General features: G+C 71.4%; 23 protein-coding genes. 11 read left to right on the forward strand and 12 right to left on the reverse strand.

All coding sequences use genetic code 11. The annotated features are described in order from the left end of the window. Nucleotides 1-50 precede the first annotated feature (50 nt). Both ACFQ9V_RS18205 and ACFQ9V_RS18210 read right to left on the reverse strand, forming a co-directional pair. Nucleotides 51-1814 (reverse strand): ABC1 kinase family protein, encoded by a 1764-nt coding sequence (locus ACFQ9V_RS18205; RefSeq protein WP_382460528.1) that lies wholly within the window; start codon nucleotides 1812-1814, stop codon nucleotides 51-53. Between the two features lie 4 nt (nucleotides 1815-1818). Beyond that, the gene (locus tag ACFQ9V_RS18210; RefSeq protein WP_370056756.1) at nucleotides 1819-2415 is read right to left on the reverse strand and encodes a PadR family transcriptional regulator; all 597 of its coding nucleotides are present in this window, start codon (nucleotides 2413-2415) and stop codon (nucleotides 1819-1821) included. A 253-nt stretch (nucleotides 2416-2668) separates the two neighbouring features. Here ACFQ9V_RS18210 and ACFQ9V_RS18215 point away from each other — a divergent pair, with 253 nt between their 5' ends. After that, nucleotides 2669-2992 (forward strand): DUF4190 domain-containing protein, encoded by a 324-nt coding sequence (locus tag ACFQ9V_RS18215; RefSeq protein ID WP_382460564.1) that lies wholly within the window; start codon nucleotides 2669-2671, stop codon nucleotides 2990-2992. On the opposite strand, the gene ACFQ9V_RS18220 is transcribed toward ACFQ9V_RS18215, so the two are convergent. Further along, a complete protein-coding gene (locus ACFQ9V_RS18220) occupies nucleotides 2989-3195 on the reverse strand; it encodes a PLDc N-terminal domain-containing protein (RefSeq protein ID WP_382460565.1) in 207 nt (68 codons plus the stop codon). The genes ACFQ9V_RS18215 and ACFQ9V_RS18220 overlap by 4 nt on opposite strands. Nucleotides 3196-3303: 108 nt before the next feature. Here ACFQ9V_RS18220 and ACFQ9V_RS18225 point away from each other — a divergent pair, with 108 nt between their 5' ends. Together ACFQ9V_RS18225 and ACFQ9V_RS18230 are read left to right on the forward strand one after the other, a co-directional pair. Further along, nucleotides 3304-3873 carry a molybdenum cofactor guanylyltransferase gene (locus ACFQ9V_RS18225; RefSeq protein WP_382460529.1) on the forward strand — a complete coding sequence of 190 codons (570 nt, stop codon included), beginning with the start codon at nucleotides 3304-3306 and terminating at the stop codon, nucleotides 3871-3873. Further along, nucleotides 3873-4118 (forward strand): DUF6457 domain-containing protein, encoded by a 246-nt coding sequence (locus tag ACFQ9V_RS18230; RefSeq protein WP_382460530.1) that lies wholly within the window; start codon nucleotides 3873-3875, stop codon nucleotides 4116-4118. The genes ACFQ9V_RS18225 and ACFQ9V_RS18230 overlap by 1 nt, the downstream gene beginning before the upstream one ends. Nucleotides 4119-4124: 6 nt before the next feature. On the opposite strand, the gene ACFQ9V_RS18235 is transcribed toward ACFQ9V_RS18230, so the two are convergent. Together ACFQ9V_RS18235 and ACFQ9V_RS18240 are read right to left on the reverse strand one after the other, a co-directional pair. Beyond that, a complete protein-coding gene (locus ACFQ9V_RS18235; RefSeq protein ID WP_382460531.1) occupies nucleotides 4125-4622 on the reverse strand; it encodes a hypothetical protein in 498 nt (165 codons plus the stop codon). A gap of 11 nt (nucleotides 4623-4633) precedes the next feature. Further along, nucleotides 4634-6607: a primary-amine oxidase gene (locus ACFQ9V_RS18240; protein WP_382460532.1), complete on the reverse strand. Its 1974-nt coding sequence runs from the start codon at nucleotides 6605-6607 to the stop codon at nucleotides 4634-4636. A 572-nt stretch (nucleotides 6608-7179) separates the two neighbouring features. Between ACFQ9V_RS18240 and ACFQ9V_RS18245 the strand changes: the two genes are divergently transcribed. The 3 genes from ACFQ9V_RS18245 to ACFQ9V_RS18255 are packed head-to-tail and all read left to right on the forward strand — an operon-like array spanning nucleotide 7180 to nucleotide 8516. Continuing rightward, complete coding sequence (locus ACFQ9V_RS18245) at nucleotides 7180-7824, forward strand: TetR/AcrR family transcriptional regulator (protein ID WP_382460533.1); 645 nt, start codon at nucleotides 7180-7182, stop codon at nucleotides 7822-7824. Nucleotides 7825-7857: 33 nt separating this feature from the next. Next, nucleotides 7858-8124 (forward strand): type II toxin-antitoxin system Phd/YefM family antitoxin, encoded by a 267-nt coding sequence (locus ACFQ9V_RS18250; RefSeq protein ID WP_382460534.1) that lies wholly within the window; start codon nucleotides 7858-7860, stop codon nucleotides 8122-8124. Then, entirely contained in the window at nucleotides 8121-8516 is a 396-nt protein-coding gene (locus tag ACFQ9V_RS18255) for a PIN domain-containing protein (protein WP_382460535.1), read from the forward strand. The genes ACFQ9V_RS18250 and ACFQ9V_RS18255 overlap by 4 nt, the downstream gene beginning before the upstream one ends. 22 nt (nucleotides 8517-8538) lie before the next feature. Here the strand turns inward: ACFQ9V_RS18255 and ACFQ9V_RS18260 are convergent, their stop codons facing one another. Genes ACFQ9V_RS18260 through ACFQ9V_RS18280 form a run of 5 tightly spaced genes read right to left on the reverse strand, consistent with a single transcriptional unit; the run spans nucleotide 8539 to nucleotide 13447 of the window. Continuing rightward, nucleotides 8539-9930: an aspartate ammonia-lyase gene (locus ACFQ9V_RS18260; protein ID WP_382460536.1), complete on the reverse strand. Its 1392-nt coding sequence runs from the start codon at nucleotides 9928-9930 to the stop codon at nucleotides 8539-8541. After that, nucleotides 9927-11069, reverse strand: coding sequence for a M20 family metallopeptidase (locus ACFQ9V_RS18265; RefSeq protein WP_382460537.1), 1143 nt, complete (start codon nucleotides 11067-11069; stop codon nucleotides 9927-9929). The genes ACFQ9V_RS18260 and ACFQ9V_RS18265 overlap by 4 nt, the downstream gene beginning before the upstream one ends. Nucleotides 11070-11076: 7 nt before the next feature. Then, nucleotides 11077-11748 (reverse strand): DUF1028 domain-containing protein, encoded by a 672-nt coding sequence (locus tag ACFQ9V_RS18270; protein WP_382460538.1) that lies wholly within the window; start codon nucleotides 11746-11748, stop codon nucleotides 11077-11079. Next, on the reverse strand, nucleotides 11745-12170 hold the full coding sequence (locus ACFQ9V_RS18275; protein WP_382460539.1) for a RidA family protein: 426 nt from the start codon (nucleotides 12168-12170) through the stop codon (nucleotides 11745-11747). The genes ACFQ9V_RS18270 and ACFQ9V_RS18275 overlap by 4 nt, the downstream gene beginning before the upstream one ends. Then, nucleotides 12170-13447, reverse strand: coding sequence for a flavin-containing monooxygenase (locus tag ACFQ9V_RS18280; protein ID WP_382460540.1), 1278 nt, complete (start codon nucleotides 13445-13447; stop codon nucleotides 12170-12172). Before ACFQ9V_RS18280 ends, ACFQ9V_RS18275 begins: the two co-directional genes overlap by 1 nt. Before the next feature lie 259 nt (nucleotides 13448-13706). Between ACFQ9V_RS18280 and ACFQ9V_RS18285 the strand changes: the two genes are divergently transcribed. From ACFQ9V_RS18285 to ACFQ9V_RS18295, 3 genes are all read left to right on the forward strand, one after another. After that, entirely contained in the window at nucleotides 13707-15170 is a 1464-nt protein-coding gene (locus ACFQ9V_RS18285) for an aldehyde dehydrogenase family protein (RefSeq protein ID WP_382460541.1), read from the forward strand. A 10-nt stretch (nucleotides 15171-15180) separates the two neighbouring features. Then, the gene (locus tag ACFQ9V_RS18290; protein ID WP_382460542.1) at nucleotides 15181-16038 is read left to right on the forward strand and encodes an HpcH/HpaI aldolase/citrate lyase family protein; all 858 of its coding nucleotides are present in this window, start codon (nucleotides 15181-15183) and stop codon (nucleotides 16036-16038) included. Between the two features lie 82 nt (nucleotides 16039-16120). After that, the gene (locus ACFQ9V_RS18295) at nucleotides 16121-17629 is read left to right on the forward strand and encodes an APC family permease (protein ID WP_382460543.1); all 1509 of its coding nucleotides are present in this window, start codon (nucleotides 16121-16123) and stop codon (nucleotides 17627-17629) included. A 258-nt stretch (nucleotides 17630-17887) separates the two neighbouring features. Here the strand turns inward: ACFQ9V_RS18295 and ACFQ9V_RS18300 are convergent, their stop codons facing one another. Both ACFQ9V_RS18300 and ACFQ9V_RS18305 read right to left on the reverse strand, forming a co-directional pair. Then, nucleotides 17888-19447: a GMC family oxidoreductase gene (locus tag ACFQ9V_RS18300; RefSeq protein WP_382460544.1), complete on the reverse strand. Its 1560-nt coding sequence runs from the start codon at nucleotides 19445-19447 to the stop codon at nucleotides 17888-17890. Beyond that, nucleotides 19444-20874 carry a purine-cytosine permease family protein gene (locus ACFQ9V_RS18305; protein WP_382460545.1) on the reverse strand — a complete coding sequence of 477 codons (1431 nt, stop codon included), beginning with the start codon at nucleotides 20872-20874 and terminating at the stop codon, nucleotides 19444-19446. Before ACFQ9V_RS18305 ends, ACFQ9V_RS18300 begins: the two co-directional genes overlap by 4 nt. A gap of 155 nt (nucleotides 20875-21029) precedes the next feature. Here ACFQ9V_RS18305 and ACFQ9V_RS18310 point away from each other — a divergent pair, with 155 nt between their 5' ends. Then, nucleotides 21030-21965, forward strand: a complete 936-nt coding sequence (locus ACFQ9V_RS18310) for a LysR family transcriptional regulator (RefSeq protein ID WP_382460546.1) — start codon at nucleotides 21030-21032, stop codon at nucleotides 21963-21965. A gap of 112 nt (nucleotides 21966-22077) precedes the next feature. Beyond that, nucleotides 22078-23715, forward strand: coding sequence for an amidohydrolase (locus tag ACFQ9V_RS18315; RefSeq protein ID WP_382460547.1), 1638 nt, complete (start codon nucleotides 22078-22080; stop codon nucleotides 23713-23715). Nucleotides 23716-23721: the final 6 nt, after the last annotated feature.

The following is a 23721-nucleotide window of genomic DNA, read 5'->3' on the forward strand; positions in this document are numbered from 1 at the left end:
CCCCTAAAACACGCTTTTAGGGGCGTTTACGTGCCCCTCGACGTTCCGGGCTAGTGCCGGCGACCGCCCACGAGCACGTAGATCAGCGGTGCGGCGGAGACGCTCATCAGCACGATCCCGAACGCGGGCACGGTCGGCAGCAGCACGGCTCCCGCGACCAGGAACCCGCTGAACAGCACCGCCGCGATCAGCCGCCGGGTGACGCGTTCGAGCCGCCCGATCCGCTGGTCGAGTGCGGGCGTCTTCACCGAGAAGTTGCCCTCCTCGATGCGGTTGACCATCCCGTCGAGCCGTTTCGGCAGCCGCACGGCCACGCCCGCGATCGAGGCGGCCTCCTTCAGCGCGTCCTGCACCATGTTGCCGCTCTCGTCGCGCAGCAGCTGCGTCGCGTACGGCTCGATCGAGTTCCACAGGTTGAACTCCGGATCGAGCGCGCTGCTCACCCCGGACGTCAGCGACATCGCCCGCACGATGAGGAGGAAGTGCTCCGGCAGCTGGAACGGCAGCGACCGGATCACGTCGCCGAACTGGATGGCGAAGTCGCGGAACTCCCGCTGGTCGACCTCCCGCAGCTGCGCGAACCCCATCCCGCCGAACCGTGCGAAGAGCTGCGTCATCGCCCGCTCGAGCTCGGACGTGTCGGAGGTCGGCAGCAGCACCCCGACGTCGCGCATCGCGTCCACGAGCCCCTTGCCGTCGCGCCCCGCCGCCGCGATCAAGAGCTTGCGGAGGCCGCGCCGGGTGCCGTCGGGGACCTCCCCCATCATCCCGAAGTCGATGAACGTCAGCTTCCACGGGTGCGCGGTGGTCGCGTCCATCCCGTCGGCGGCGAGCGTGGGATCAGGCGTGACGAAGATGTTGCCCGGGTGCGGGTCGGCGTGGAAGAACCCGTTCGTGAAGAGCTGGTCGAACATCACGGAGGCGAACACCGGCGCCACGTGCGCCGGGTCGATGCCCGCCGCGCGCAGCGCCTGCACATCGGTGATCTTGATCGCCGTGACGTCCTCGAGCGTGAGCACGCGGCGCGTGGTCCGCTCCCAGACGACCTCCGGGACCGCCACGCGCGGGTCGTGGGTGAAATCCTCCGCGAACCGCGCCGCGCTCCTGGCCTCGTGGAGGTAGTCGATCTCCTCCATGCTCGTCGCCGCGAACTCCTCCACCAGCGCCGGCATGTCCACCCGGTCGGCCACCACCCTGACCCGCTTCAGCCAGCCGCCCACCCGCCGCAGCGCCGCCAGGTCGACGTCGACGATCGCGTCGATGCCCGGCCGCTGCACCTTGACGACGACCGTGTCCAGCCCGGTGTCGTTTCTGTCCTGCTCCGCGAGCCGCGCCCGATGCGCCTGCCCGAGGGAGGCCGCCGCGACGGGAACCGGGTCGATGCTGTCGAAGACGCGCTCCAGCGGCATCCCGAGCTCCGCCTCGGCGAGCCGCCGGATGGCGTCGAACGGGACCGCGGGCACCTCGTCCTGCAGCCCTTCGAGCTCCTTCGTGATCTCCGGCGGGAGGACGTCGAGCCGCGACGACATGAACTGCCCGACCTTGATCATCAGCCCGCCGAGCTCGACGGCGAGGTCGTGGAACCGCCGCGCGAACGCGGTGAGCCGCTTGGTCCGCCCGCGCTCGCTGAAGCGGCCGAGCCCGATGCGCGGAAGGAAGAGGTCGTACCACCAGATGTGGACGAGGTTGGCCGCGGCGAACCGCAGGATGCGGCGGTAGCGGGCCCTGGTGTTGCCGGAGCCCGCTACTGCTGCTGTCCTGTTCGTGCCTGGTGTCGTCGTCGCGCCTGATCCGGCCGCGTCGGGCGCCGCCACCCGCTCAGTCCTGGGCGTCCTGGGCGAGGATCGAGTACAGCTTCCGCCGCGCCTCGTCGAGGACCGCAGCGGCCTCCTTCACCTGCTCGGGCGTGCCGGTGCGCCGCACCTGGGCGGCGGCCTGCGCGAGCGCCATCCCGGCCTTCGGAAGCTCGGAGTCGAACGGGTTGTGCCCGCCGCTCCAGTTGCCGGGGCCCCAGGGTGGGCTGGTGGTCTCGCTCTTCTCCTCGGGCGCCCACGGCGCAGGCCCGGCCTCCTCGGCCGCGGCCTTGCCCTCCTCGGTGAGCGCATACGTCTTGCGCCCGTTGGACTCCTCGGCCGTGATGAGCCCCTCGTCGGCCAGCAACTGGAGCGTCGGATACACGGACCCGGCCGACGGCTTCCAGCTCCCGCCGCTGCGCTCCTCGATCTCCCGGATGATCTGATAGCCGTGCATGGGCTTCTCGGCCAGCAGCGCGAGCACGGCGGAGCGGACATCGCCGCGCCCCATCCGCGTGCCGACCTTCTTCTCGAACTGCGACCGGAGCTGGTCGAACGCCTGGAAGAGGCCGTCGGCATTCATGTTGCCCCAGCCGCCGCCACCGGTGAATGTTCCGCTCATGATGTGCCTCCTGATAAGGATCGGGTGAGTCGGTAACGATAGTTAACGATATATCGTTCAGGGCGGATTCGGGAGGGTTCTCAGCGCACACTCACCCCAACCCAGGGGGACGGAGCACACCGCGCCGCACGAGCCAGCGCCGGTCAGCACGTCGCCCTTCGCCGCCGCCGGCAGCCAGGGTGTCGGCTACGGTGTCGCATCGCAGACAGCCGACTTCCAGACCTCCTACCGCGATCCGAACGGGTACGTTCCCCTGCAGTCGCAGTCGCAGTCGCCGTACGCGGGCCCGCAGTACGTCGTCGCCGTCCCCCCGAAGAACAGCAAGGCGACCAGGGCGCTCGTCTGGGGGATCGTCTGCCTTCTCATCAACCCGTTCGCGCTGCCGTCCATCCTCGCGATCGTGTTCGGCGTGCAGTCGCGCACCACGGCCGACCAGATGGAACGCGCAGGGCTTGTCGACTCCGGCCGGGGACGCGCCACTGCCGGGATCGTCCTGGGCTGCATCGGCGCAGCGTTCTTCGTGCTGTGGATGGTGTACTACGTCAGCCAAGTCATCCTGCCCCGCGTAAGCGGCTAGCCCACCGCCCCGCCGGCCGAACCGCCTTCGCGCACCGACCGCCGCCCGATCGCGAACCACAGAATCGCACCCACGACCGGGATCAGCGTCGCGATCACCACCCACGCGACCACCGGCCCGGCCGCCGCCTTCGACTTCGCGATCTGCACCAGTGCGATCAGCCACAGCACGAACGGCACGATCCAGAACGACAGCACGACCATCACGTGCCAACCTGTGAGTCCATAAAGCATGCCCAGAACAATACCGAACGGTAGGGATACGGCGCCGACGACTCGCACCCCCACCCCGACCGTGGCAGGCTGGTCCCCGTGGCCCTCCCTCCCCCGTCGCCCGCCGTCATCGTCATCGCCGGCGGCCGCTCGTCGCGTTTCGGCAGCGACAAGCTGCTGGCCGAAATCGACGGCCGCACGCTGCTGCAGCGGACGATGGAGGCCGTGAGCGGCTGCGCGACGGTCGTCCTGGTGTCGGCGACCAACGAGACGCTGCCGCGCGGGGTCGTGACCGTGTCCGAGTATCCGCGGTGGGGCGGCCCGTGCGCCGGCATCGCGGCGGGAGTCGCGGCGCTGCCTGAGGAGACCTCCGAGACGCTCATCGTCTCGGCCGACCTTGCACGACCGGCCCTCGCCGTCGCCGCACTCCACGCCATCGAGTCGGGCGTGCTCGCCGATCAGGACGGCAACGCGCAGTGGCTGCTGGCGCGCGTCCCGGTCGCGGCACTCCGGGCGCAGCTCGCAGAACTGGACGCCACCGGCGGCACGGCCGGCCGGCCCGCCCGCGCACTGATCGGCCACCTCGGCCTCCCGATCGTCCGCGCCCACCGCGACGCGGTCGCCGATATCGACGAACGGCATGACCTCGAACGAGTGAAGGAGCACTGATGGAACCGCAGGAACTCGACGCATGGGCAGGCGCTGCCGCGCGGCGGCTCGGGGTGGGTCTCGAGCCGGGCGATGTGGCCGCGCTGCTCGACCTCGCCCGGGATGCAGCCCACGGGGTGACCCGGCCGGCGGCGCCGCTCACGGCCTACATCGCCGGCCTGGCCGTCGGGTCGGGGCGGTCGCTGGAGGATGTCGCTCGCGAGCTGCGGGTGGCGATCGCGGAGGCCGGGCCCAGCGAGGGCTGAGCCCGCCTACATCACCGCCATCAGCAGAACGCCGACGGCCATCCCGGCGACCTCGCCGAGTTCCAGGAGCCTTCGCGCCCCTGGACGACGCTGCAGGCGACGCTCCCGCGCCATCGTGACGAGCAGCCACACGCTGTACGCGAGATACCCCGCGACGAACGCGACCACGATCGCGCCGAGCGACACCCCATGCGCGTGCGCCGAACCAGAAGCACCGCCACGCGACATCCCCAGCGACATCCCAACCAGCGCCGCCATCGTCACCCCGCCCAGCGCCCGGTGCAGGCTCATCGGCGGCACCCTCCCCGACCGCCGCTGGAGCGCGAACCCCGCCGACGCCAGCGAGAGCACGATGGCGGCCAATCCGACGCCGGGCACGGACGACCCGAGCACGCAGCCCAGCATCGCCAGCACCATCAGCCCGGCCGACACCCACACCCGCACCGGCCGCGGCGACCCCAGCAGGCAGCACGCGGAGACCGTGGAGGCCCCGAGCGCTCCCACGTCGAGGAGCATCAGTGGCCGCAGGTGCAATCGGCGCCGCAGGAGGCGGAGGTCTCCGCAGCCGCCGAGTGGCACGACGACGCCGACCGCGGCACGTCCAGCGTCGGGTTCCGGTCGAAGAACCCGTACGGCTTCAGCGTGAACCCGGCGTAGTCGACCGGCATGATCGGCCAGTCCTCCAGGCGCGGGAAGTGCGTCAGGCCGAACGCGTGCCAGACGACGATGTCCTCGCCGTCGAGCGGGCGGTCCTGCGCGATATACGCGGGAAGGCCGGCGCCGCCCGGGTGCAGGTTCACCGCGTACCCGGCAGCCCACAGCTCCGACGGCTCGTACTGCGTGACCCAGAGGTGGTGCGCGGCGAAGCCGGCGCGGCGACGCTGGTGGGCCTCGTCCGCGGTGAACAGCGCGGGCTCCGACGACGGGTGCAGCACGTAGCTGGTCGGCCGGCCGACGCGGTTGCGACGGGAGGCGCTGCTGATCGACCAGACGCGACCCACCGAGCCGTCGGCGTCCCGCACGGCGCCGGACTCCGACGACAGCCGGGTGATGGTCCGGCCGATCGCGCTCCCCCACGGGTTGCTCGCCGACACGGGGACGCGGGCGACGTCGATCTCGTCGACCGCGTTGGCGACGCCGTCCACGGTCATGTCCAGCCGCGCGCAGAACATGTGCTGGTGCACGGGCGCTCCGAGTCCCGGCGCGAGCGGGGTGGAGTACGGGTCGTCGCCGCCGTCGTGGGCGCCGGTGAAGACGATCCCTGTGGCCTTGGCCTCCACCTCGAACGTCCCGTCCAGGTAGAAGTAAAAGTAGAAGCCGTAGTCATAGTTGCCGACGGTCGTGAAGAACGAGACGACCAGGCGGCGCTGGCGGCGGGCCTCCGAAGTGTTGGTGAACTCGTCGGTGTGCTTCCAGAGGATGCCATAGTCCTCCTCGTGGATGCAGATCGCGTTCTTGATGGTGCGCGGGTTGCAGAAGTCGTCGGCGACCACGGCGTCCAGGTAGAAGATGTCGCCGAGGCAGTCGCAGCCGAGCTCCAGGGAGTTCGCGAGGCGCCCGAACTGGTACTCGCCGGCATCGTAGTAGTTCTGCCAGCCGTGGATGGGCGTCGGGTCGGCGTAGTTGACGACCATCTCCGAGATGGAGGCCCGGTAGAGGATCGGGCGACGCTCCTGCTGGTAGGTGAAGGCGACGTCGTGGAGGGTGAGGCCCTCGCGGCCGTTGAAGCCGACGCGCAGGTCCCAGTTCTCCCAGCTCAGCACGCCGTCCCGGTACTCGAAGCTGACGCCCTCGGGCTGGGTGATCTCGATCGGCTTGAGCGAGGTGCGCAGCGGGCCGGTGACCTCCGGGTCGAGGTAGTCGCCCGACTCCATCGGGACCGTGTCGATCGGGGTCTCGACCAGGCGGATCACCGAACGCGACAGGGTGTCGACATGCGCGACGACCCCGTCGATCGGGTGCGCCCACGGGAGGTCGGACGGGCTCTGCTGGACGAAGGCGAGCACGCGGAACATCCGGCGGCCCTCCTCGTCGTCGTAGTCGAAGTGGCCGGCGGTGAGCGGGCACGTGCGCACGGTGCTGACGTCGTGGATGCCGCGCTTGGCGAGCGCGGCGACCCAGCCGGCGTCGGCCTTGACGATCTCGTCCACGAGGGTGAACTCCTCGTCCAGGACGGGCGCGGTGCCCTCGGTGACGGGGTCGAGCTCGCGGGTGTGGACGACCTCCCCCGCGGTGAGGTCGGCGACGGCCTGCGTGACCGCGCCGGTCGAGAAGTCGAGCAGCAGGGCCTCCACCTCGCGGTGCAGCCCGGCGACGCGGTCGGGGTCGAGGACGTCGCGCTTGTGCGGCTCGCGCAGCATGACGTAGGTGAACCGGGTGTGCTCGGTCACGAGGCCGGCGGCGGCGAACACCTCGCGGGCGCGGTCGATCTCGGCGCCGGTGAGCGCGGCGAGCGGGTGGGAGGTCGCGGTGGCGATCGTCAGGGACATTCCAGAACTCCTTCGTCGGTGGATCCCGATTGTTATTGACTGTAGCGTCAAAAACCGGGATTGGGAAGGGTCGCTGCAGAGAAGGGAGGAGATTCGCGGCGACGTGCCGGGCTGGGGCGGGTCGCGGAGGAGATTCAGGGCGGGGCCGGGCGGATGTCCTCCGTTGGCGACGCGTGTGGGGGTGGGAGCGGGCGGGAGTCCTCCGTTGGCGACGCGTGTGGGAGCGGGCGGGAGTCCTCCGTTGGCGACGCGAGCGGCGAGCGGAGGAGATCGTGGCCTGCGGAGGCCGGATGTCCTCCGGTAGCTGCGGTTCGGGGGTTGCGCGGGCGGATCTCCTCCCTTGGCGACGCGGGTGGGGAGCGGAGGAGTTTCGGGGCGGCACGCCGGGCTGGGGCGGGTTGCGGAGGAGATTCGGGGACGGGGGCGGCCGGGTGTCCTCCGTTGGCGACGCGAGCGGCGAGCGGAGGAGATCGGGGGCTGCGGAGGGCGCGTGTCCTCCGGTAGCTGCGGTTTGGGGGTGCCACGGGCGGATGTCCTCCGTTGGCGGCGGCGGGTCGTGCAAGATGGGGAACGTGCCGAAGATCGTCGATCACGACCAGCGCCGCCGCGACATCGTGGACGCCTACCTGCGCGTGCTCGCGCGCTCCGGCGTCGCGGGGACGCACGGCCGCTCCGTCGCGGCCGACCTCGGCGTGGTGCCCGGCACGCTCTGGCACTACTTCGACTCGGTGGAGCAGATCGCGGAGGCAGCGGCCCAGCGGGGAGTCGAGCGCACGCTGGAGCGGATCGCCGCCCGCGCCGGCGACGCCCGCGGGCTCGCGGCGCTGCTGGCGATCGCGGAGGAGATCCTGCCGACCTCCGCGGTCACCCGCGAGGAGGCGCGCGTGGTGGTCGCGTTCTGGGGCCAGGTGCACCCGGGCTCCGACCCGCGCTCGGCGTTCGGCCGCACGCGCGAGTTCACCGAGCTGACCCGCACCGCGCTCGCGCAGGCGGTGGCCGACGGCGAGCTCGTGGGCACCACTCCGGTGGAGCCGTTGGTGCGCCTGCTCGACTCGATCTACGCGGGTGAGCAGGTGATCTGGGCGGCGGAGTCCGTGGAGGACGACGTGAGCCGGGTGCGCGCCACGTTCGCGACGGCGGTGCTGCCGTGGCTGGACGAGAGCGGGTCCCCGGCCGCGGGAACGCTGCAGGATTGGGCGGCCGGCGAAGCGTCGTAGATAAATGTCTACGGAATGAGCTAGTGTTGGGGAATGATCTCGACCATCGATGACCACAGCATCACCGTCGGCCAGCTTCGGCAGAACCCGACGAAGATGCTCGCCGACGTCCAGGGCGGCGAGCGTTACGTGGTGACCAATCATGGTCGTCCTGTCGCCGACGTCGTGCCCCACGTCGAGTCGGCGTGGGTCCCGGTCGAGCGGGTCGCGGCGCTGCTCCGGCGCAGCGGCGATGAGGACTGGGGACGCGAGCTCCAGGACCAGCGAGCCGAGCAGGATCTGCGGGACCCCTGGCAGTGAGGGCGCTGCTGGACACCAACGTCGTCATCACCGGCGGGTACATCGTCCCGGAGGGGATCACCGACGTCGCGATCTGCTCCATCTCGTACGCCGAGCTCGAGCAGGGACTCGTGGCGCCCGGGCTCGACCCGTCGGTGCTCGCCGACCGCAAGCTCCAAGTCCTGGAGATCCGGCAGGCGTTCGGGCGCGGCCTCCCGTTCGACGATGTCGCGGCGATGTACTACGGACGCATCGTCGAGGCGGTGCACGCGGCCGGCAGGTCGCCCCGCGGTCGGATCGCCGACCTGATGATCGCCGCGGTCGCCAGGGCGCACGGCGCCGCGATCGTCACGCACAATGTCGCCGACTTCGCCGGCCTCGAACGTATCGTCCGGGTGATCCCTGCCGACTGACCTCGCGGTCCCCGAGGCCGGCTCAGCGCGCCCCGGTCAGCACCCGCGGGTCCGTGATCGCGTCGTACTCCTCCGCCGTCAGCAGCCCGCGCCCGACGATCGCCGCCCGCACGTCTCCCCCGGTCTCCAGCGCCTCGTGCGCGATCTGCGCGGCCGTCGTGTAGCCGATCCGCGGCGTCAGCGCCGTCACCAGCCCGACCGATGACGCGACGCGTGCCCGCAGCAGCTCGGCGTCGGCCTGGATGCCATCGACGCAGTTGATGCGCAGCGTCCGGCACGCGTTCGTCAGCCAGGTGAGCCCCTGCAGCAGCGCGTTGGCGATGACCGGCTCGAACGCGTTGAGCTGGAGCTGGCCGTTGTCGGCCGCCATCGTGATGGACACGTCGGCGCCCGCGATCGCGAAGGCGACCTGGTTGACGACCTCCGGGATCACCGGGTTGACCTTGCCCGGCATGATCGACGAGCCTGCCTGGCGCGGCGGGAGGTGCAGCTCGCCGAAGCCGAACTGGGGGCCGCTGGAGAGCAGGCGCAGGTCGGAGGAGATCTTCGAGAGCTTGATCGCGGCGCGTTTCAGCGCAGCCGAGACGAGCATGAAGACGCCGGTGTCCGAGGTCGCCTCGATCAGGTCGGTGGCGGTCACGAGCGGGAGGCCCGTCAGCGCCGCGAGGTGGCGCACGACCGAGGGGGCGTAGCCGGGCGAGGCGGTGATGCCGGTGCCGATCGCGGTCGCGCCGAGGTTGATCTCCGCGAGCAGCGGGATGGTCTCGGTCAGCCGGAGGTTGTCCTCGTCCATCGTCACCGCGAACGCCGTGAACTCCTGGCCGAGCGTCATCGGTACGGCGTCCTGGAGCTGGGTGTGGCCGATCTTCACGTGGTCGCGGAACTCGACCCCCTTGGCGCGGAACGCCGCGGCCAGCAGCGCGTGCTCGGCGATCAGCCGCCGCAGCCCGATGGTGAGCGCGACCTTGACCGCGGTCGGGTAGACGTCGTTCGTGCTCTGGCTGCGGTTGACGTGGTCCAGCGGGTGGATGACGTCGTACCTCCCGCGCGGATGCTCGAGGCGTTCGAGCGCGCGGTTCGCGATGACCTCGTTGGCGTTCATGTTCGTGGAGGTGCCGGCGCCGCCCTGGATCAGGTCGACCACGAACTGGTCGTGGAGGCCGCCGTCCACGATGTCCTGGCAGGCCGCGTCGATGACGTCGGCGACCGACGGCTCCAGCACGCCGATCTCCGCGTTCGCGCGCGCGGCCGCCTGCTTGACCAGCGCCAGCGCGGTCACGAGCTCGGGATACGTCCCGATCCCCCGCCCGGAGATCGGGAAGTTCTCCACGGCGCGCCGCGTGTGCGCGCCCCAGTAGGCGTCGGCCGGGACCTCGACGGGGCCGAGCGAGTCGTGCTCGGTGCGGGTGGTCACGAGACGAACTCCACGACGGTCTGCGCGAGCGCGACGGCGGCGTCCCGCAGCGCCTTCTCGGCCAGCGGGCCGACGCACGCGGCGGCGAACTCGGGCTGGTGGTTGGTGGCCGGGAGGCTGCCGACGCCGACGTACGGGTGGATGGCGGGGACGACCTGCGACACGTTGCCCATGTCGGTGGAGGCGCGGTTCATCCGGCCCGCGGCGGACGAGCCGTCGAACACCCGGCCGAGCGCCTCCGCGTTCGCCCGGTACAGCGCGAGCGCGCGCTCGTCGTTGCGGAACTCGGAGTACGGCTTGCTCTCCGGCGTGATCGTGAGGGCCGTGCCGGAGGCGAGCGCGCCCGCCTCGAAGCAGCGGTTCACCTTCTCCTCGATGCGCTCCAGCTCCTCCAGCGTCTCGGCGCGGACGTACCAGCGGCCCTCGGTGCGGTCCGGGATGGCGTTGGGGGCCTGACCCCCGACCGTCTGGATGCCGTGCACGCGCGTCGAGTGCGGGAGCTGCTGGCGCAGCAGGCCGATGGCGACCTGCGCGACCACGAAGGCGTCGTTGGCGTTGACGCCCTCCTCCGGGTAGGCGCCCGCGTGCGCGGCCTTGCCGTCGTAGCGGACGTGCGAGTGCGCGACGGCGAACGGACGCGCCTCGGCGACGTCCACCGGGCCCGGGTGCGCCATCAATGCGAGGTCGAGGCCGAAGAACGCGCCGCGGTCGAGCAGCTCGATCTTGCCGCCGCCGCCCTCCTCTGCCGGGGTGCCGTAGACCTCGACGGTGATGCCGAGCTCGTCGGCGAGCGGAGCGAGGGCGGAGGCGACACCCACGGCGATCGCGGCGATGAGATTGTGGCCGCAGGCGTGGCCGAGGCCGGGGAGCGCGTCATACTCGGCGCAGACGCCGATCCGGACCGGGCCGGCGCCGGCCGTGGCGAGGAAGGCGGTGTCCAGGCCGAGGTACGCGGGCGTCACTGCGAAGCCGCGGGAGGCGAGCGCCTCCTGCAGGCGGGCGCTGGAGCGGTGCTCGTTCCAGGCGGTCTCGGGATCGGCGTGCAGCGCCTCCGACAACGCAACGAGCGACGGGAGGTCCACGTCAACGAGCGCGCGGATCCGGTCCTTCAACGCGGTCGCGGTCGCAACGTGACTCATCGCAGTGTCACTCATCCCCGGGCACCCCGTAGCTCGGCGCCCCCGCCGGCATCAGCCCGCGCGTCACGTACGCGTCCCGCTGCGGCAGCCACGTCTCCACCAGGATCTCCCCCAGCAGCTCGACCGGGTTCTCCGCCCAGTCGACGCGGAGGTCCGTGACCCGCCAGCCGGCGTCGCGCACGACCGCGACGCCGGCCGAGTGCACCGGCCCCTCCTCGCCGCCCGCCGCGATCGCCGCCTGGAGCGCGGCCAGCAGCCGCACCTCCAGCTCGCCCGTGGCCGCCTCGAACGCGTCCACCATGAGCTGCGGCACGTCGTCGCGCGCGAGCATGTTGCCCGCCGCGACCGCGTGCGCCGACTGCGCCTGGCCGTGGTGGCCGAGCACCTGCGAGCCGGAGTGGATGGCCGAGCGGCCGTTCCGGTCGATCACGAGGAGCTGCCGGTAGTCGATGTCGGGCGTGGAGTCCACGACCCACGCGAGGACCTCCTCCACCGGCCGGCCGTCGCGCAGGCCGTCGATGAGGCGCGGGCCCAGCCGGGGGTCGGTGATGTTCTGGGAGTGCGCGCCGCCGACGCCGTCGGCGAGGTTCACGCAGCGGGCGGCGACGGCGGGCGAGGAGGAGCAGATGGCCGAGCCGATCGCCCCAGTGCCGTCGACGGCGAGGATCGAGAACGTCACCGGGAGACCTCCCCGCTGATCACGGCCGTGGCGTCGATCTCCACCAGCCACTCCGGCCGCGCCAGCGCCGAGACGACGATGCCGGTTGAGACCGGGAACACGCCCTTCAGCCAGCGCCCGACGACCCGGTAGACGACCTCCCGGTAGCGCGGGTCGATGAGGTAGATGACGACCTTCACGATGTCGTCGAGGCTCGAGCCGGCCTCCTCCAGCAGCATCGCGATGTTCGCCATCGCCTTCTCGGCCTGCGCCTCCACGTCGCCGACGCCGACCGACTCGCGGGTCTCCAGGTCCTGGCCGATCTGGCCGCGCAGGTAGACGACGCCGCCCGCGACGACGGCCTGGCAGAGGTCGTTGTCGAGGTTCTGCTCGGGATAGGTGTCCTTGGTGTTGAACGGGCGGATGCGGGTGTGCGTCGGCATCAGACGGCTGCTCCTTCCGCCGCGACCGCGGCGTTCTCGTACGACAGGTAGGTGCGCTGGATCTGGATCTGGTCGGCGATGTAGCCGGCGTCGTGCCAGACGCCCCAGATGAAGCTGGAGCCGCGGCGCGACTGCCACGGCAGGCCGAGGAAGTACACGCCGCGCTCGGCGGAGACGCCGCGCTGGTGCACGGGCTTGCCCGCCGCATCCAGCGCGTTCACCTGCAGCCAGCCGTAGTCGACGCCGAAGCCGGTCGCCCAGACGATGGAGGTGATCCCGGCCGCCGCGAGGTCGAGCTCCGTGACCGGATCGGTGACGCACGCGGGGTCGGGGCCGAGGATGCGGGCCTCCGGCTCCTCGGGGAGGTCGAGGCCGTTGCGCTCGATGTAGGCGTCCGCCTCGTCGAGCACTGAGAGGTAGTTGGCGTCGCCGGCGTGGATGTTCGCGGCCAGGTCGCCGCCGAACCGGATGACGCCGTCCGCGTAGTCCTGCGTGCGGCCGACGAGCGTGATGCCGCTCTCGGCCAGTTCGCGGAAGTCCACGGTGCGGCCGCCGCGGGCGCCGCTGACCGCGATGGTCACGTGCTCGGCGCCGGCGGCGGGGGCGGAGGCCTCCCACTTGCCGAGGACGCCCAGCCACCACACGTTGTCGCGGCCGCGGTACCGGCGCGGCGGCCGGTCGTGCGGACCGACCGACAGGTGCACCTGGCGTCCTGCGCGGCGCAGCTCGTCGGCGATCTGCACGCCGGAGGAGCCGGCGCCGACGACGAGCACGCCTCCGGCCGGGAGCCGGCCGGGGTTGCGGTAGTCGCTGGAGTGGAGCTGCTCGATGCCCGCGGCCGCCGGGATGACGGTGGGGATGACGGGCTTCTGGAACGGGCCGGTCGCGGCCACGACGTGACGGGCGGTGTAGCTGCCGTCGGTGGTCTCCACCTGGAACCCCGGCGCGCCGACAGTGCGGCGGACCGACAGCACCTCCACCCCGCTGCGGATGGGGGCCTCCGTCATGGCCGCGTAGGCGACGAAGTAGTCGGCGACGCGCTCCTTGGGGGCGAAGCCGTCCTGGTCGACGTCGTCGAACTCCAGGCCGGGGAAGCGGTCGTGCCAGGCGGGGCCGTTGGCGACGAGCGAGTCCCAGCGTCCCGAGCGCCAGCGCTCGGCGATGCGGCCGCGCTCCAGCACGAGATGCGGGATGCCGCGCTCGGTCAGGTGGGCGCTCATCGCCACACCGGCCTGTCCCGCGCCGACGACGAGGACCTCGATTTCCTGGCTCGACATGCTGATCTCCTTCGCTGATGGGCTGTGCTGTCCCGGGGGTGCCTGGCCATTGTCAGCAGGTCCCGGCGAATCTGTAAAACAATGAGAATCGCCGTATTGGATCAACGGAAGTGATGCTTCGCGCGCAATTCGCGCACGTGAGCTTCTCATTTCGTAATCAGGTGTTGCGTGGCGGGAGCCCACTCCATCACTTCAATCGATCCATTGGAACGCTTTTCAACGCTCGTTTCGATGCACTCGACCTGCGTACTCTTCCGGCATGACGATCGACACAACCGTCCGCATCGACGGCAGGGCACTTATCAACGGCGACAGGGTCGGCGCGAGCTCGGGCGAGACGTTCGTCACGATCAACCCGGCGACCGGCGAAGAGCTGGCGGAGGTCGCCAGAGGCGGCGCCGCCGACGTCGACCGCGCCGTCGCCGCGGCCCGCGCCGCCTTCGAGTCGGGCGTCTGGAGCCGCCGCGACGCCGCCGACCGCGGCGCCGTCCTCCGCCGGCTCGCCGACCTCATCGAGCACAACGCGGCCGAGCTCGCCCTCCTCGAATCCCTCGACATGGGCAAGCCGCTCTCGCAGACCAGCGCCGTCGACGTCCCCGGCACCGCGGCGACCTTCCGCTGGTACGGCGAGCTCGCCGACAAGCTCACCGACGAAGTGCCCTCCACTCCCCCGGGATCGACCGCGATCGTCAGCCGGGTCGCGCTCGGCGTCGTCGCCGCGATCGTGCCGTGGAACTACCCGCTCGACATCGCCGCCTGGAAGCTCGCGCCTGCACTGGTCGCCGGCAACAGCGTCGTGCTGAAGCCCGCGGAGACGACGAGCCTCACCGCCCTCCGCCTCGGCGAGCTGGCGCTGCAGGCGGGCATCCCGGCGGGCGTGCTCAACGTCGTCCCCGGCCCCGGCTCGGTCATCGGCCGCGCGCTCGGCCTCCACCCGGACGTCGACGCTCTCACGTTCACCGGCTCCACCGCGGTCGCGAAGAAGCTGCTGACCTACGCGGGCGAGTCCAACCTGAAGCGACTGAGCCTGGAGGCCGGCGGCAAGAGCTCCAACCTGATCTTCGCCGACGTGGAGGACCTGGCGCTGGCCGCCGAGAAGGCCGCGTTCGGCGCGTTCTACAACCAAGGCGAGGTCTGCTCCGCCAACTCGCGCATCTTCGTCGAGCGTCCCGTGTACGACGAGTTCGTCGGGCTGATCACGGCGGCCGCGGAGGCGTACCGCTCCGGCGACCCCCTCGACCCGGCCAGCGGCAACGGAGCGCTCGTCTCCGAGTCGCACGCCGACAGCGTCGCCGCCGCGATCGAGGCGGCGGCGCGCGACGGCGAGCTGATCGGCGGCGAGCGCCTCCAGCGGCAGGGCTCGCGCGCCTTCATCGAGCCGGCGATCGTCGCCGGCCTCCCGCTCTCGCACCCGCTGCACCGCGAGGAGGTCTTCGGCCCGCTGGTCGTCGTCCAGGCGTTCGACCACGAGGACGACGCCGTGCGGGCGGCGAACGCCACCGACTACGGCCTGGCCGCGTCGCTGTGGACCTCCAGCCTCTCCCGCGCCCACCGGGTGTCCGAGCGGCTGGTCGCCGGAACCGTCTCGGTGAACACGGTGGACGCGCTCGGCTCCACGACCCCGTTCGGCGGGTTCCGGCAGTCCGGCTTCGGCCGCGACCTCTCCCGGCACGCCATCGACAACTACGTGGGCCTCAAGACCACGTGGTTCCAGCACGCGTAGGAGGCCGGCCATGACCATGCAGCTCGACGCCACGCCGCGCACGACCACGACCACCCGGGTGCCTCCCGAGGTCGCCCGCTCCTGGCTGCTCCTGGCGGCAACACGCCTCGACGCGGTGGCCGTCGCTGGGTCGGCCGCCGACGCCGTCGTCATCGACCTGGAGGACGCGATCGACGCCTCCCGCAAGGAGGTCGAGCGGGAGCGCGTCGTACGGTTCCTGGAGTCCGGCGGCCCGGCCTGGGTGCGTGTCAACGACCGCACCTCGGCCTTCTGGGCCGGGGACGTGGAGCGGCTGCGCGGCCTCCCCGGGCTGCTCGGCGTCGTGCTCGCCAAGACCGAGGAGGCGGCCCACGTCACCGAGACCGCCGAGCGGCTGGGCGGCGCCACACGGGTGGTCGCCCTGATCGAGTCCGCGCTCGGCATCGAGAACGCCGCCCTGATCGCCCGCTCGGCAGGCGTCTTCCGGCTGGCGTTCGGCAGCGGCGACTACCGCCGCGACACCGGCGTCGCCAACTCGGAGGCCGCCCTGGCCTACCCGCGCTCGCGGCTCGTCGTCGCGAGCCGCGTCGGCGGCCTCCCCGGCCCGATCGACGGCCCGTCGGTTCTCGACGGCGCGCCGATCGTCACCGAGCAGTCGCGGTCGGCCGCCGCGCTCGGCCTCACCGGGCGGCTCTGCCTGCGCGAGACGCAGGTCGGCATCGTCAACGAGGTGATGGCGCCCTCCGCCGAGGACGTCTCCTGGGCGGTCGGCTTCCTCGACGAGTTCGAGGAGGCCGGCCGCGTCGTCCGCGACGGCAGCGACCTCCCGCGGCTCGGCCGAGCCGAGAAGATCCTCCGCCTGGACCGCGCGTTCAGCGCGGCCGGGTAGCCCGCACCGCCCGGGCCTCCCCCGCCCGGATTTCCCCCGCAAGCCCCACCCGAAGAGAATGCAAGGACGAAGGAGTCCCCCGATGACCGATACGAAGCTCCAGACCTCGAACATCCGAACCCAGCATTTCCGCAAGACCCTCGGCCGGCTCGACATCGTCTTCCTGTCGATCAGCGCGGTCATCTCCATCGACACGGTCGCGCAGATCGCGGCGGGAGGCGGCGCCGAGGCGTTCACATGGACGGCCGTGATCGGCCTCACCTTCCTGTTCCCCTACGCGCTCGTCATCTCCGAGCTGGGCAGCACGTTCCACGACGAGGGCGGCCCGTTCGTCTGGGTGCGGCTCGCGTTCGGCAAGCTGACCGCGGCGATCGCGACGCTGTTCTACTGGATCACCAACCCGCTCTGGATGGGCGGCTCGCTGGTGTTCATCTCCGCCGCGACCTGGGGCGCCTACATCGCCCCGCTCCCGGAGGGCAGCGCAGGGGACATCGTCTTCAAGCTGGTGTTCATCTGGCTGGCCATCGGCACGGCGATCATCGGCCTCCAGTACGGCAAGCACATCGTCGCGGCCGGAGCGATCGTCAAGATCCTGCTGCTGGTGGTGTTCGTCGTCACCGTGGCCGTCTACGCGGCCAAGAACGGCGTGCACGGGTATGCGGCGGGCGCGTTCTCGCCGACGCTCGGCGGGTTCCTCGCCGTGACACCGGTCATCCTGTTCGCCGTCGTCGGCTTCGAGGCCCCGAACGGCGCCGCCGAGGAGATGCGGAACCCGCAGCGCGACGTCCCGCGCGCGATCACCTCCTCCGGCATCATCTCGATCCTCTGCTACCTCGTGCCGATCTTCGCCATCCTGGCGGTGCTCCCCGCGAACAAGGTGCAGGGCGCCAGCGGCCTGCTCGACGCGTTCAAGGAGGTCTTCTCGGTCTACGGCATCGCGACCGGCCCGGTGATGTTCATCGCCGCGCTGCTGTTCGTGTTCGTGGTGCTCACCCAGGCGAGCGCGTGGATGATCGCCTCCGACCGCGTGCAGGCCGCCGCCGGCGCCGACGGTGCGTTCTTCCGCTACTTCGGCGTCTTCTCGAAGCGCTTCGGCACTCCGGTGCGGATGAACCTGCTCTCCGGCATCGTGGCCACGGTGTTCTGCATCTCGGCCACGATGCTGCTCAAGGGCAGCACGGCAGCGGTGTTCACGGTGGTTCTGACGGTCGCGATCTCGACGCTGCTGCTGTCGTACCTGCTGATCTTCCCGTCCATCGTGCGGCTGCGCCGGAAGTACCCGGACGTGGAGCGTCCCTTCCGGGTCCCAGGAGGCCGCGCCGGGCTGTGGACCGCCGTCGTGATCATCTACGCGTGGGTGCTGCTCGGCTCCTGGGTCGCGGTCTTCCCCGGCACGCTCGAGGGGCTGCTCGGCCTGAAGTACGACTTCGTCGACACCTGGGGCGTCGACCGTCCCACCTTCGAAGGCTTCACGCTCGGCACGCTGATCGTCATCAGCGTCCTGGCCCTGGCCGGCTACTTCTGGCAGCGCGCCCGCGACCGCCGCGTCGCCCCCGGCCCCGAGGTCCTCCTGGAGCCGGTCCGCGACTGAGGCGCGCCCCACGCACCCAACGGAGGAGACCCCGGCCCAACCAGCCGGGATCTCCTCCGTTGACTGTTATTCCGGGGCCGCAGCGAGTGGATGTCCTCCGTTAGCGACGCGCGTGAGTAACGGAGGAGATCGGGTGCGGCGGGACGCGTGGGAGCAGGTAACGGAGGAGTCTGCGGGCGGGTGGGACGCGTACTCCTCCGTTGGCGACGAGGGGCGGGAGGGGGCCTCCGGTAGCGGCTGGCGAGGGGTTGGGCGCGGTCAGGCAGGGACGGGGGCGGCGAGGAGGTCGGCCGCCCGCTCGGCGACCATCATCACCGTGATGACCGGGTTCACCGACGTCAGCGTCGGGAACACCGACGCGTCCACGATGCGGAGGCCGTCGATGCCGCGGACGCGCAGCGCCGGGTCGACGACCGCGAGCTGATCGTCGGCGGCGCCCATCCGGCAGGTGCCGCTCACGTGATAGACGGTCTGGTGGATGTCGCGCTGCACGGGCGACAGCTCCTCGTCGGTCTGGACGTCGGGGCCGGGGAAGACCTCCCGCAGCAGGTGGCCGCGCATCGGCTCGGCCTCCGCGATCCGGCGCGCCAGGCGCACTCCGGCCACCAGCATCCGCTCGTCGTGGCCGGAAGCGTCCGTGAAGTAGCGGTAGTCGATCACCGGCGGCTCGTCCGGGTCGGCGGAGGCGATGGTGACGCGGCCGCGGCTGTGCGGCTTCGCGACGTTGGGCGCGATGGCGACGATGGCGGCCGGGAAGACGACGCCGCGGGCGCGCGGATGGTCGACCACCGGCTCCACCGGGAAGTGCATCAGCACGTCCGCACGAGTGGGGTCGCCGTCCACGCCGACCATAGCGCCCGCGTCCCAGCCGGAGGCCGAGACCGCGGGGGGCGCCGACACGGCCTCCCACACGACCAGCCCCTCGACGTGGTCCTGGAGGTTCTCCCCCACGCCCGGCAGCTCGTGCACCAGCGGAACACCCGCCGCCGCGAGCACCGGCGCCGGGCCGATCCCGGACAGCAGCAGGAGCCGCGGGGTGTCGATCGCACCGCAGGCGAGCACGATCTCGCGCCGTGCCCTGACTTCGCGCAGCGTGCCGGACGCGTCGCGGTAGTGCACCGCGACGGCGCGACCGCCGTCCAGCACGATCCGCGATGCCCGCGCGCGCGTGATCACGTCCAGCGACTCACGGTCGTCCATCACGTCGTGGAGGTAGTGGATGGAGCTCGACCCCCGCACGTTCGTCGCCGGGTCGTAGCCCACCTCGAAGAAGCCGGCGCCGCGCGCCAGGGTGTCGGTGCGGCCGTCGTTCCAGCGCTCCTGCAGCGGGAGGCCGAGGGCCGAGACGGCGGAGGCGACCACGTCCGCGACGAACGGGTTCCTGTCCTCCGCGCCGACCGGGTGCACCGGGATGGCGAGCCGGTCGAAGTACCGCTGGAAGCTCGCCGCGTCCCACCCGGCCGCCCCGGCCTCCACCCACTCGGAGAGATCGGACGCGAGTGGGCGCCACGCGATCATGGTGTTCGCGGTCGAGCAGCCGCCGAGGATGCGCATCCTGGTCTGCCGGATGGACGAGTTTCCGCGCTCCTGCGGCGCGCTGCGGTAGTCGAGGTCGTACTCGCTCCCGATCATCTCCTCCCAGCGCCGGAGCTCGCGGGCGCGGCCCTCGTCGCGGTCGCTCGGCCCCCACTCCAGGAGGGCGACCGTCACGTCCGGGTTCTCGGAGAGGCGAGCGGCGACGATGCCGCCCGCAGTGCCGCCGCCGACCACGACGTAGTCGTACTCGGCGGCGGCCTGTGCTGCTGGATCGGGGGTCATTCTGCTCCTGCGACGGGGGTGGGGAGGGAGGTGGAGGCCGCGGCCGGCGCCACAGTCTTCGACGGCGCCCACTTCATGAGCGCGTAGTACAGCGGGCAGATCACGGCCAGGCCGACGATCCACGAGATGTCGACGCCGCCGAGCGCGGTCGCGATCGGGCCGGTGTAGAAGGCGGTGTTGATGAACGGCAGCTGGATGAGGACGCCCAGCACGTAGCAGACCACCGCGTTGCGGTTGATCCGGCCGTAGACGCCGCCGTCCTGCCGGAACAGCGAGGGGATGTCGTACTTGCCGTGCTTCACGACGTAGTAGTCGACCAGGTTGACGGCCGTCCACGGGATGAGCACGCACAGCAGCAGGATCATCAGGTTCGACAGGTTGACCAGGAAGTTGGCCGAGAAGGCGAAGCCGAGCACCAGCGCGACGAGGAAGAGGATGACCGCGATCGCGCCGCGGGTGACGGCCCGCGGGATCCACTTCGGGAACAGCGTCTGCCCGATCGTGATGATCGCGAGGCTGCCGCAGTACAGGTTCATCCCGTTGCTGACGCTGATCCCCACGCCGAACACGAGCATCGCCAACCCGGCGATCCCGGGGATGAGCGCGCTGAGCCCGGTCGCGACGTCGTCCTTCGGGAAGGCCGCGCCGACGATGGAGCCGAGCACCATCGGGATGACCGAGCCCGCCACGCAGCCGGCGAACGTCGCCCAGAACGCGGCGCGCACGCCGGTGTCCTTCGGCATGTAGCGCGTGTAGTCGGACACGTAGGGCGCGTACGCGATCTGCCAGAGCGCGGCGACCGAGATGGTGCCCATGATGCCGGCGGCCGTGACCGAGCCGTAGTCGATGGCGCTCGCGGGGAGGGTGCCCGCGGCAAAGATGTAGACGAAGACGATGGTGATGGTGAGGCCGGCGACGATGCTCATCACCGTCCCGAACACGTGCAGCAGCCGGTAGCCGAACACGGCGCCGAAGACGCTGATCAGGCCGACGATCACGGTCGACCAGAAAGCGCCGAGATGGGTGAGCGAGTCGAGCGCCTGGCCGCCCAGGATCACATTCGACGCGAAGAACGCGACGTACATCCCGACCACGATGACGACCACCAGGAGGCTGCCGTACGACCCGAACTGCGCGCGGGTCTGCAGCATCTGCGGCACGCCCATCTGCGGCCCCTGCGCCGCGTGCAGCGCCATCACGACGCCGCCGATCAGGTTGCCGACGACGAGCGCCACGATCGCCGCCCAGATCGGGAGGCCGTACACCGCGGTCGCGAGCAGGCCCGTCGCGATCGACAGCATCATGATGTTGCCGCCGAACCAGATCGTGAACAGGTTGCGGGCCTTGCCGTGCCGCTCGTCCTCGGGGATGTAGTCGATGGTGCGGGTCTCGACGCCGAGGGCGTCGCTGCGGACCTCTGTGGTCATGGGTGTGCTCCTCGTCGTGGCCTGGGGGCTTGGCATAGAAGCCTCTGCCTTCCTGGCGCATCAATCAACTAAGGTTGCCTGAAGCACTGCATCACTTGGGGAGATACCACGCCGCAGGTAACAGCGCCGAAACCTGGTCGTAATGGAGGCCTCCCATGAGCAAGAAGCCGGATGTCACCCTGGCACAGCTCCGCTACTTCATCGAGGCCGCAACGCACCTCTCGATGACCCGCGCCGCCGAAGAGCTGTTCGTCGCCCAGTCCGCCGTCTCGTCAGCCATCGCGCAGCTCGAGCAGCAGGTCGGCGCGCAGCTCTTCATCCGGCAGCGCTCGCGCGGGCTGACGCTCACGCCGGCCGGGCAGCAGTTCCTCGGCGACGCCCGGGCGCTCCTGCTCAACCTGGAGGAGGCGCTCGACACCGCGCGCGGCATCGACAACCAGGTGCGCGGCACCATCCGGATCGGCTGCTTCGTCACGCTCGCGCCGTTCATCCTGCCGGCGATCGTCAGCCGGGTGCGGGCCGAGCACCCGTACCTCGACATCGAGGTGGACGAGCTGGACACCGACGGCGCACGGGCCGCCCTGCGCAGCGGCCGGGTGGAGCTGCTGATCGGCTACGACTTCGGCTTCGGCAACGACATCCGCACGGCGGTGCTTTCCGACGCTCCCCCGCACGTGATCCTGCCCGCCGACCATCCGCTCGCGGCATCGCCACAGGTCTTCCTGCGCGAGCTCTCGCGCGAGCCGATGATCCTGCTCGACCTGCCGCACAGCCGGGAGTACTTCCTCGGCATCCTCGCCGGCGCGGGGCTGCAGCCGGAGATCCGCCACCGGTCGCTCAACTACGAGACCGTGCGCGCATTCGTCGCGCACGGTCACGGCTTCTCGATCCTCAACCAGCGCCCACGGCACGACTTCAGCTACGACGGCGAGCGGGTGGCCGCGCTGCCGATCGCGGACAGCGTCCCCGCCCTCCCCGTCGTGCTGGCGGCGATGCGCTCGGTGCGGGCGACCGCCCGGGCGCGCGCGGTGAGCGACATCGCGGCGCAGGTGGTCGCAGAGGCGCTCAACCCGGAGCCGTTGCGCGCGTGACCTGACGGTTTCGGACGCGCATCTGCGTGGATGATGAACTGATCCAGTCGAAACTATTTGCGTGATCCAGCGCCGCCGCCGAGACTGGTCGTTGAGCGCGAAAGGGACGCCGATGAAGAGTCTGCACTTCACGAACGCCCGCCTGTACCGCGGCGACGGCGTCTGGCAGGACGGCGGCGTGCTCGTGCGCGACGGGCTCATCGCCGCCATCGGCGCGGACGACGAGCTCGCAACGCTGCGGGATCCCGGCACGGTCGTCCGCGATGCCGCCGGCGCCTCCCTCCTCCCCGGCTTCCACGACACGCACGTGCACCCGCCGATGGCCGGTGCCTCGCTGCTCGGCATCGACCTGATGCCCGTGCACGACGCCGACGAGTACCTGCGGATCATCGCCGGGTACGCGGCCGCGCATCCCGAGCTCGACGTCATCGTCGGCGTCGGCTGGTACGGCGACGTCTTCCGCGGCGGCCTCCCCACCCACGAACTGCTCGACGGGGTGGTGGCCGACCGCCCGGTCATCCTCACCAGCCACGACGGCCACGGCGTCTGGGTCAACTCCCGGGCGCTGGAGGCCGCCGGGATCGCCCCCGACGCCGCGGACCCGCTGGGCGGGCGCTTCGTGCGCGACGACCGCGGCGCGCTCACCGGCGTCTTGCTCGACACCGCGATGCAGGCGCTGGACCCGATCCTCCCCGAGCCCGGCCCCGGCGCCGTGGAGGAGGCCATCCTCGCCGCCCAACGCCGCCTCCACTCGGTCGGCGTGACCACCTGGCACGACGCCGCGGTGGGCAAGAGCGAGCTCGGACCGGACTCGCTCGACGCCTACCTGAATCTGGCGCGGCAGGGCGCGCTCACCGCCCGGGTGGTGCTCTGCCAGTGGTGGGACCGCGACCGCGGCCTGGAGCAGCTCACCGACCTGGAGGCGCGGCGCGAGCTCGTCGCGCAAGCCGGGCGGATCGAAGCCGGCACCGTCAAGATCATGCAGGACGGCATGATCGAGAACCGCACCGCCGCCCTCCTCGACGACTACAGCGACGAGGCGGGCGTGCGCGGCGACTCGTTCATCCCGGCCGAGCAGCTCGCGACGATCGTCGCCGAGCTGGACGCCCGCGGCTTCGACGTGCACCTGCACGCCGTGGGCGACCGCGCCGTGCGCGAGTGCCTCGACGCCGTGGCACACGCCCGGTCCGTCAACGGGCCGGCGGGAGGCCGCCACCAGCTCGCCCACCTCGACGTGGTCGACAGCGCCGACTTCGACCGGTTCGGCGAGCTCGACGTCACCGTGAACGCGCAGCTGCTGTGGGCGCGCACGGACACCGAGATCGTGGAGCGCAAGCTGCCGATGATGGGCGACGACCGGGCGGGCAGGCACTTCCCGTTCGGGTCGCTGCGGCGGCACGGCGCCCGCATCGTCGGCGGCAGCGACTGGCCGGTGTCCGACCCGAACCCGCTGTGGGCGATGCACACCGGCACCACGCGGCTCGCGCCCTCCACCGATCCGCACGCGACAGGGCACGCGCTCACCGAGCCGCTGCTGGCGACGGAGGCGCTGCCGGCCGCCACCGTGCTCGACGCGTACACCGGGACGGCCGCGTGGATCGGCCGGCTGGAGGCGACCACCGGACGGCTGGCGCCCGGCCTCGCCGCCGACCTCGTCCTCCTGGACAGCGACATCTCGGACGGGCGCTCCTTCGACGCCACCCGTGTGGCCGAGACGTTCATCGACGGCCGCAGCGTGTACCGCGGCTGAGCGTCG

The organism is Leifsonia sp. NPDC056665 (assembly GCF_042791795.1).
Taxonomy (GTDB): Bacteria; Actinomycetota; Actinomycetes; order Actinomycetales; family Microbacteriaceae; genus Leifsonia.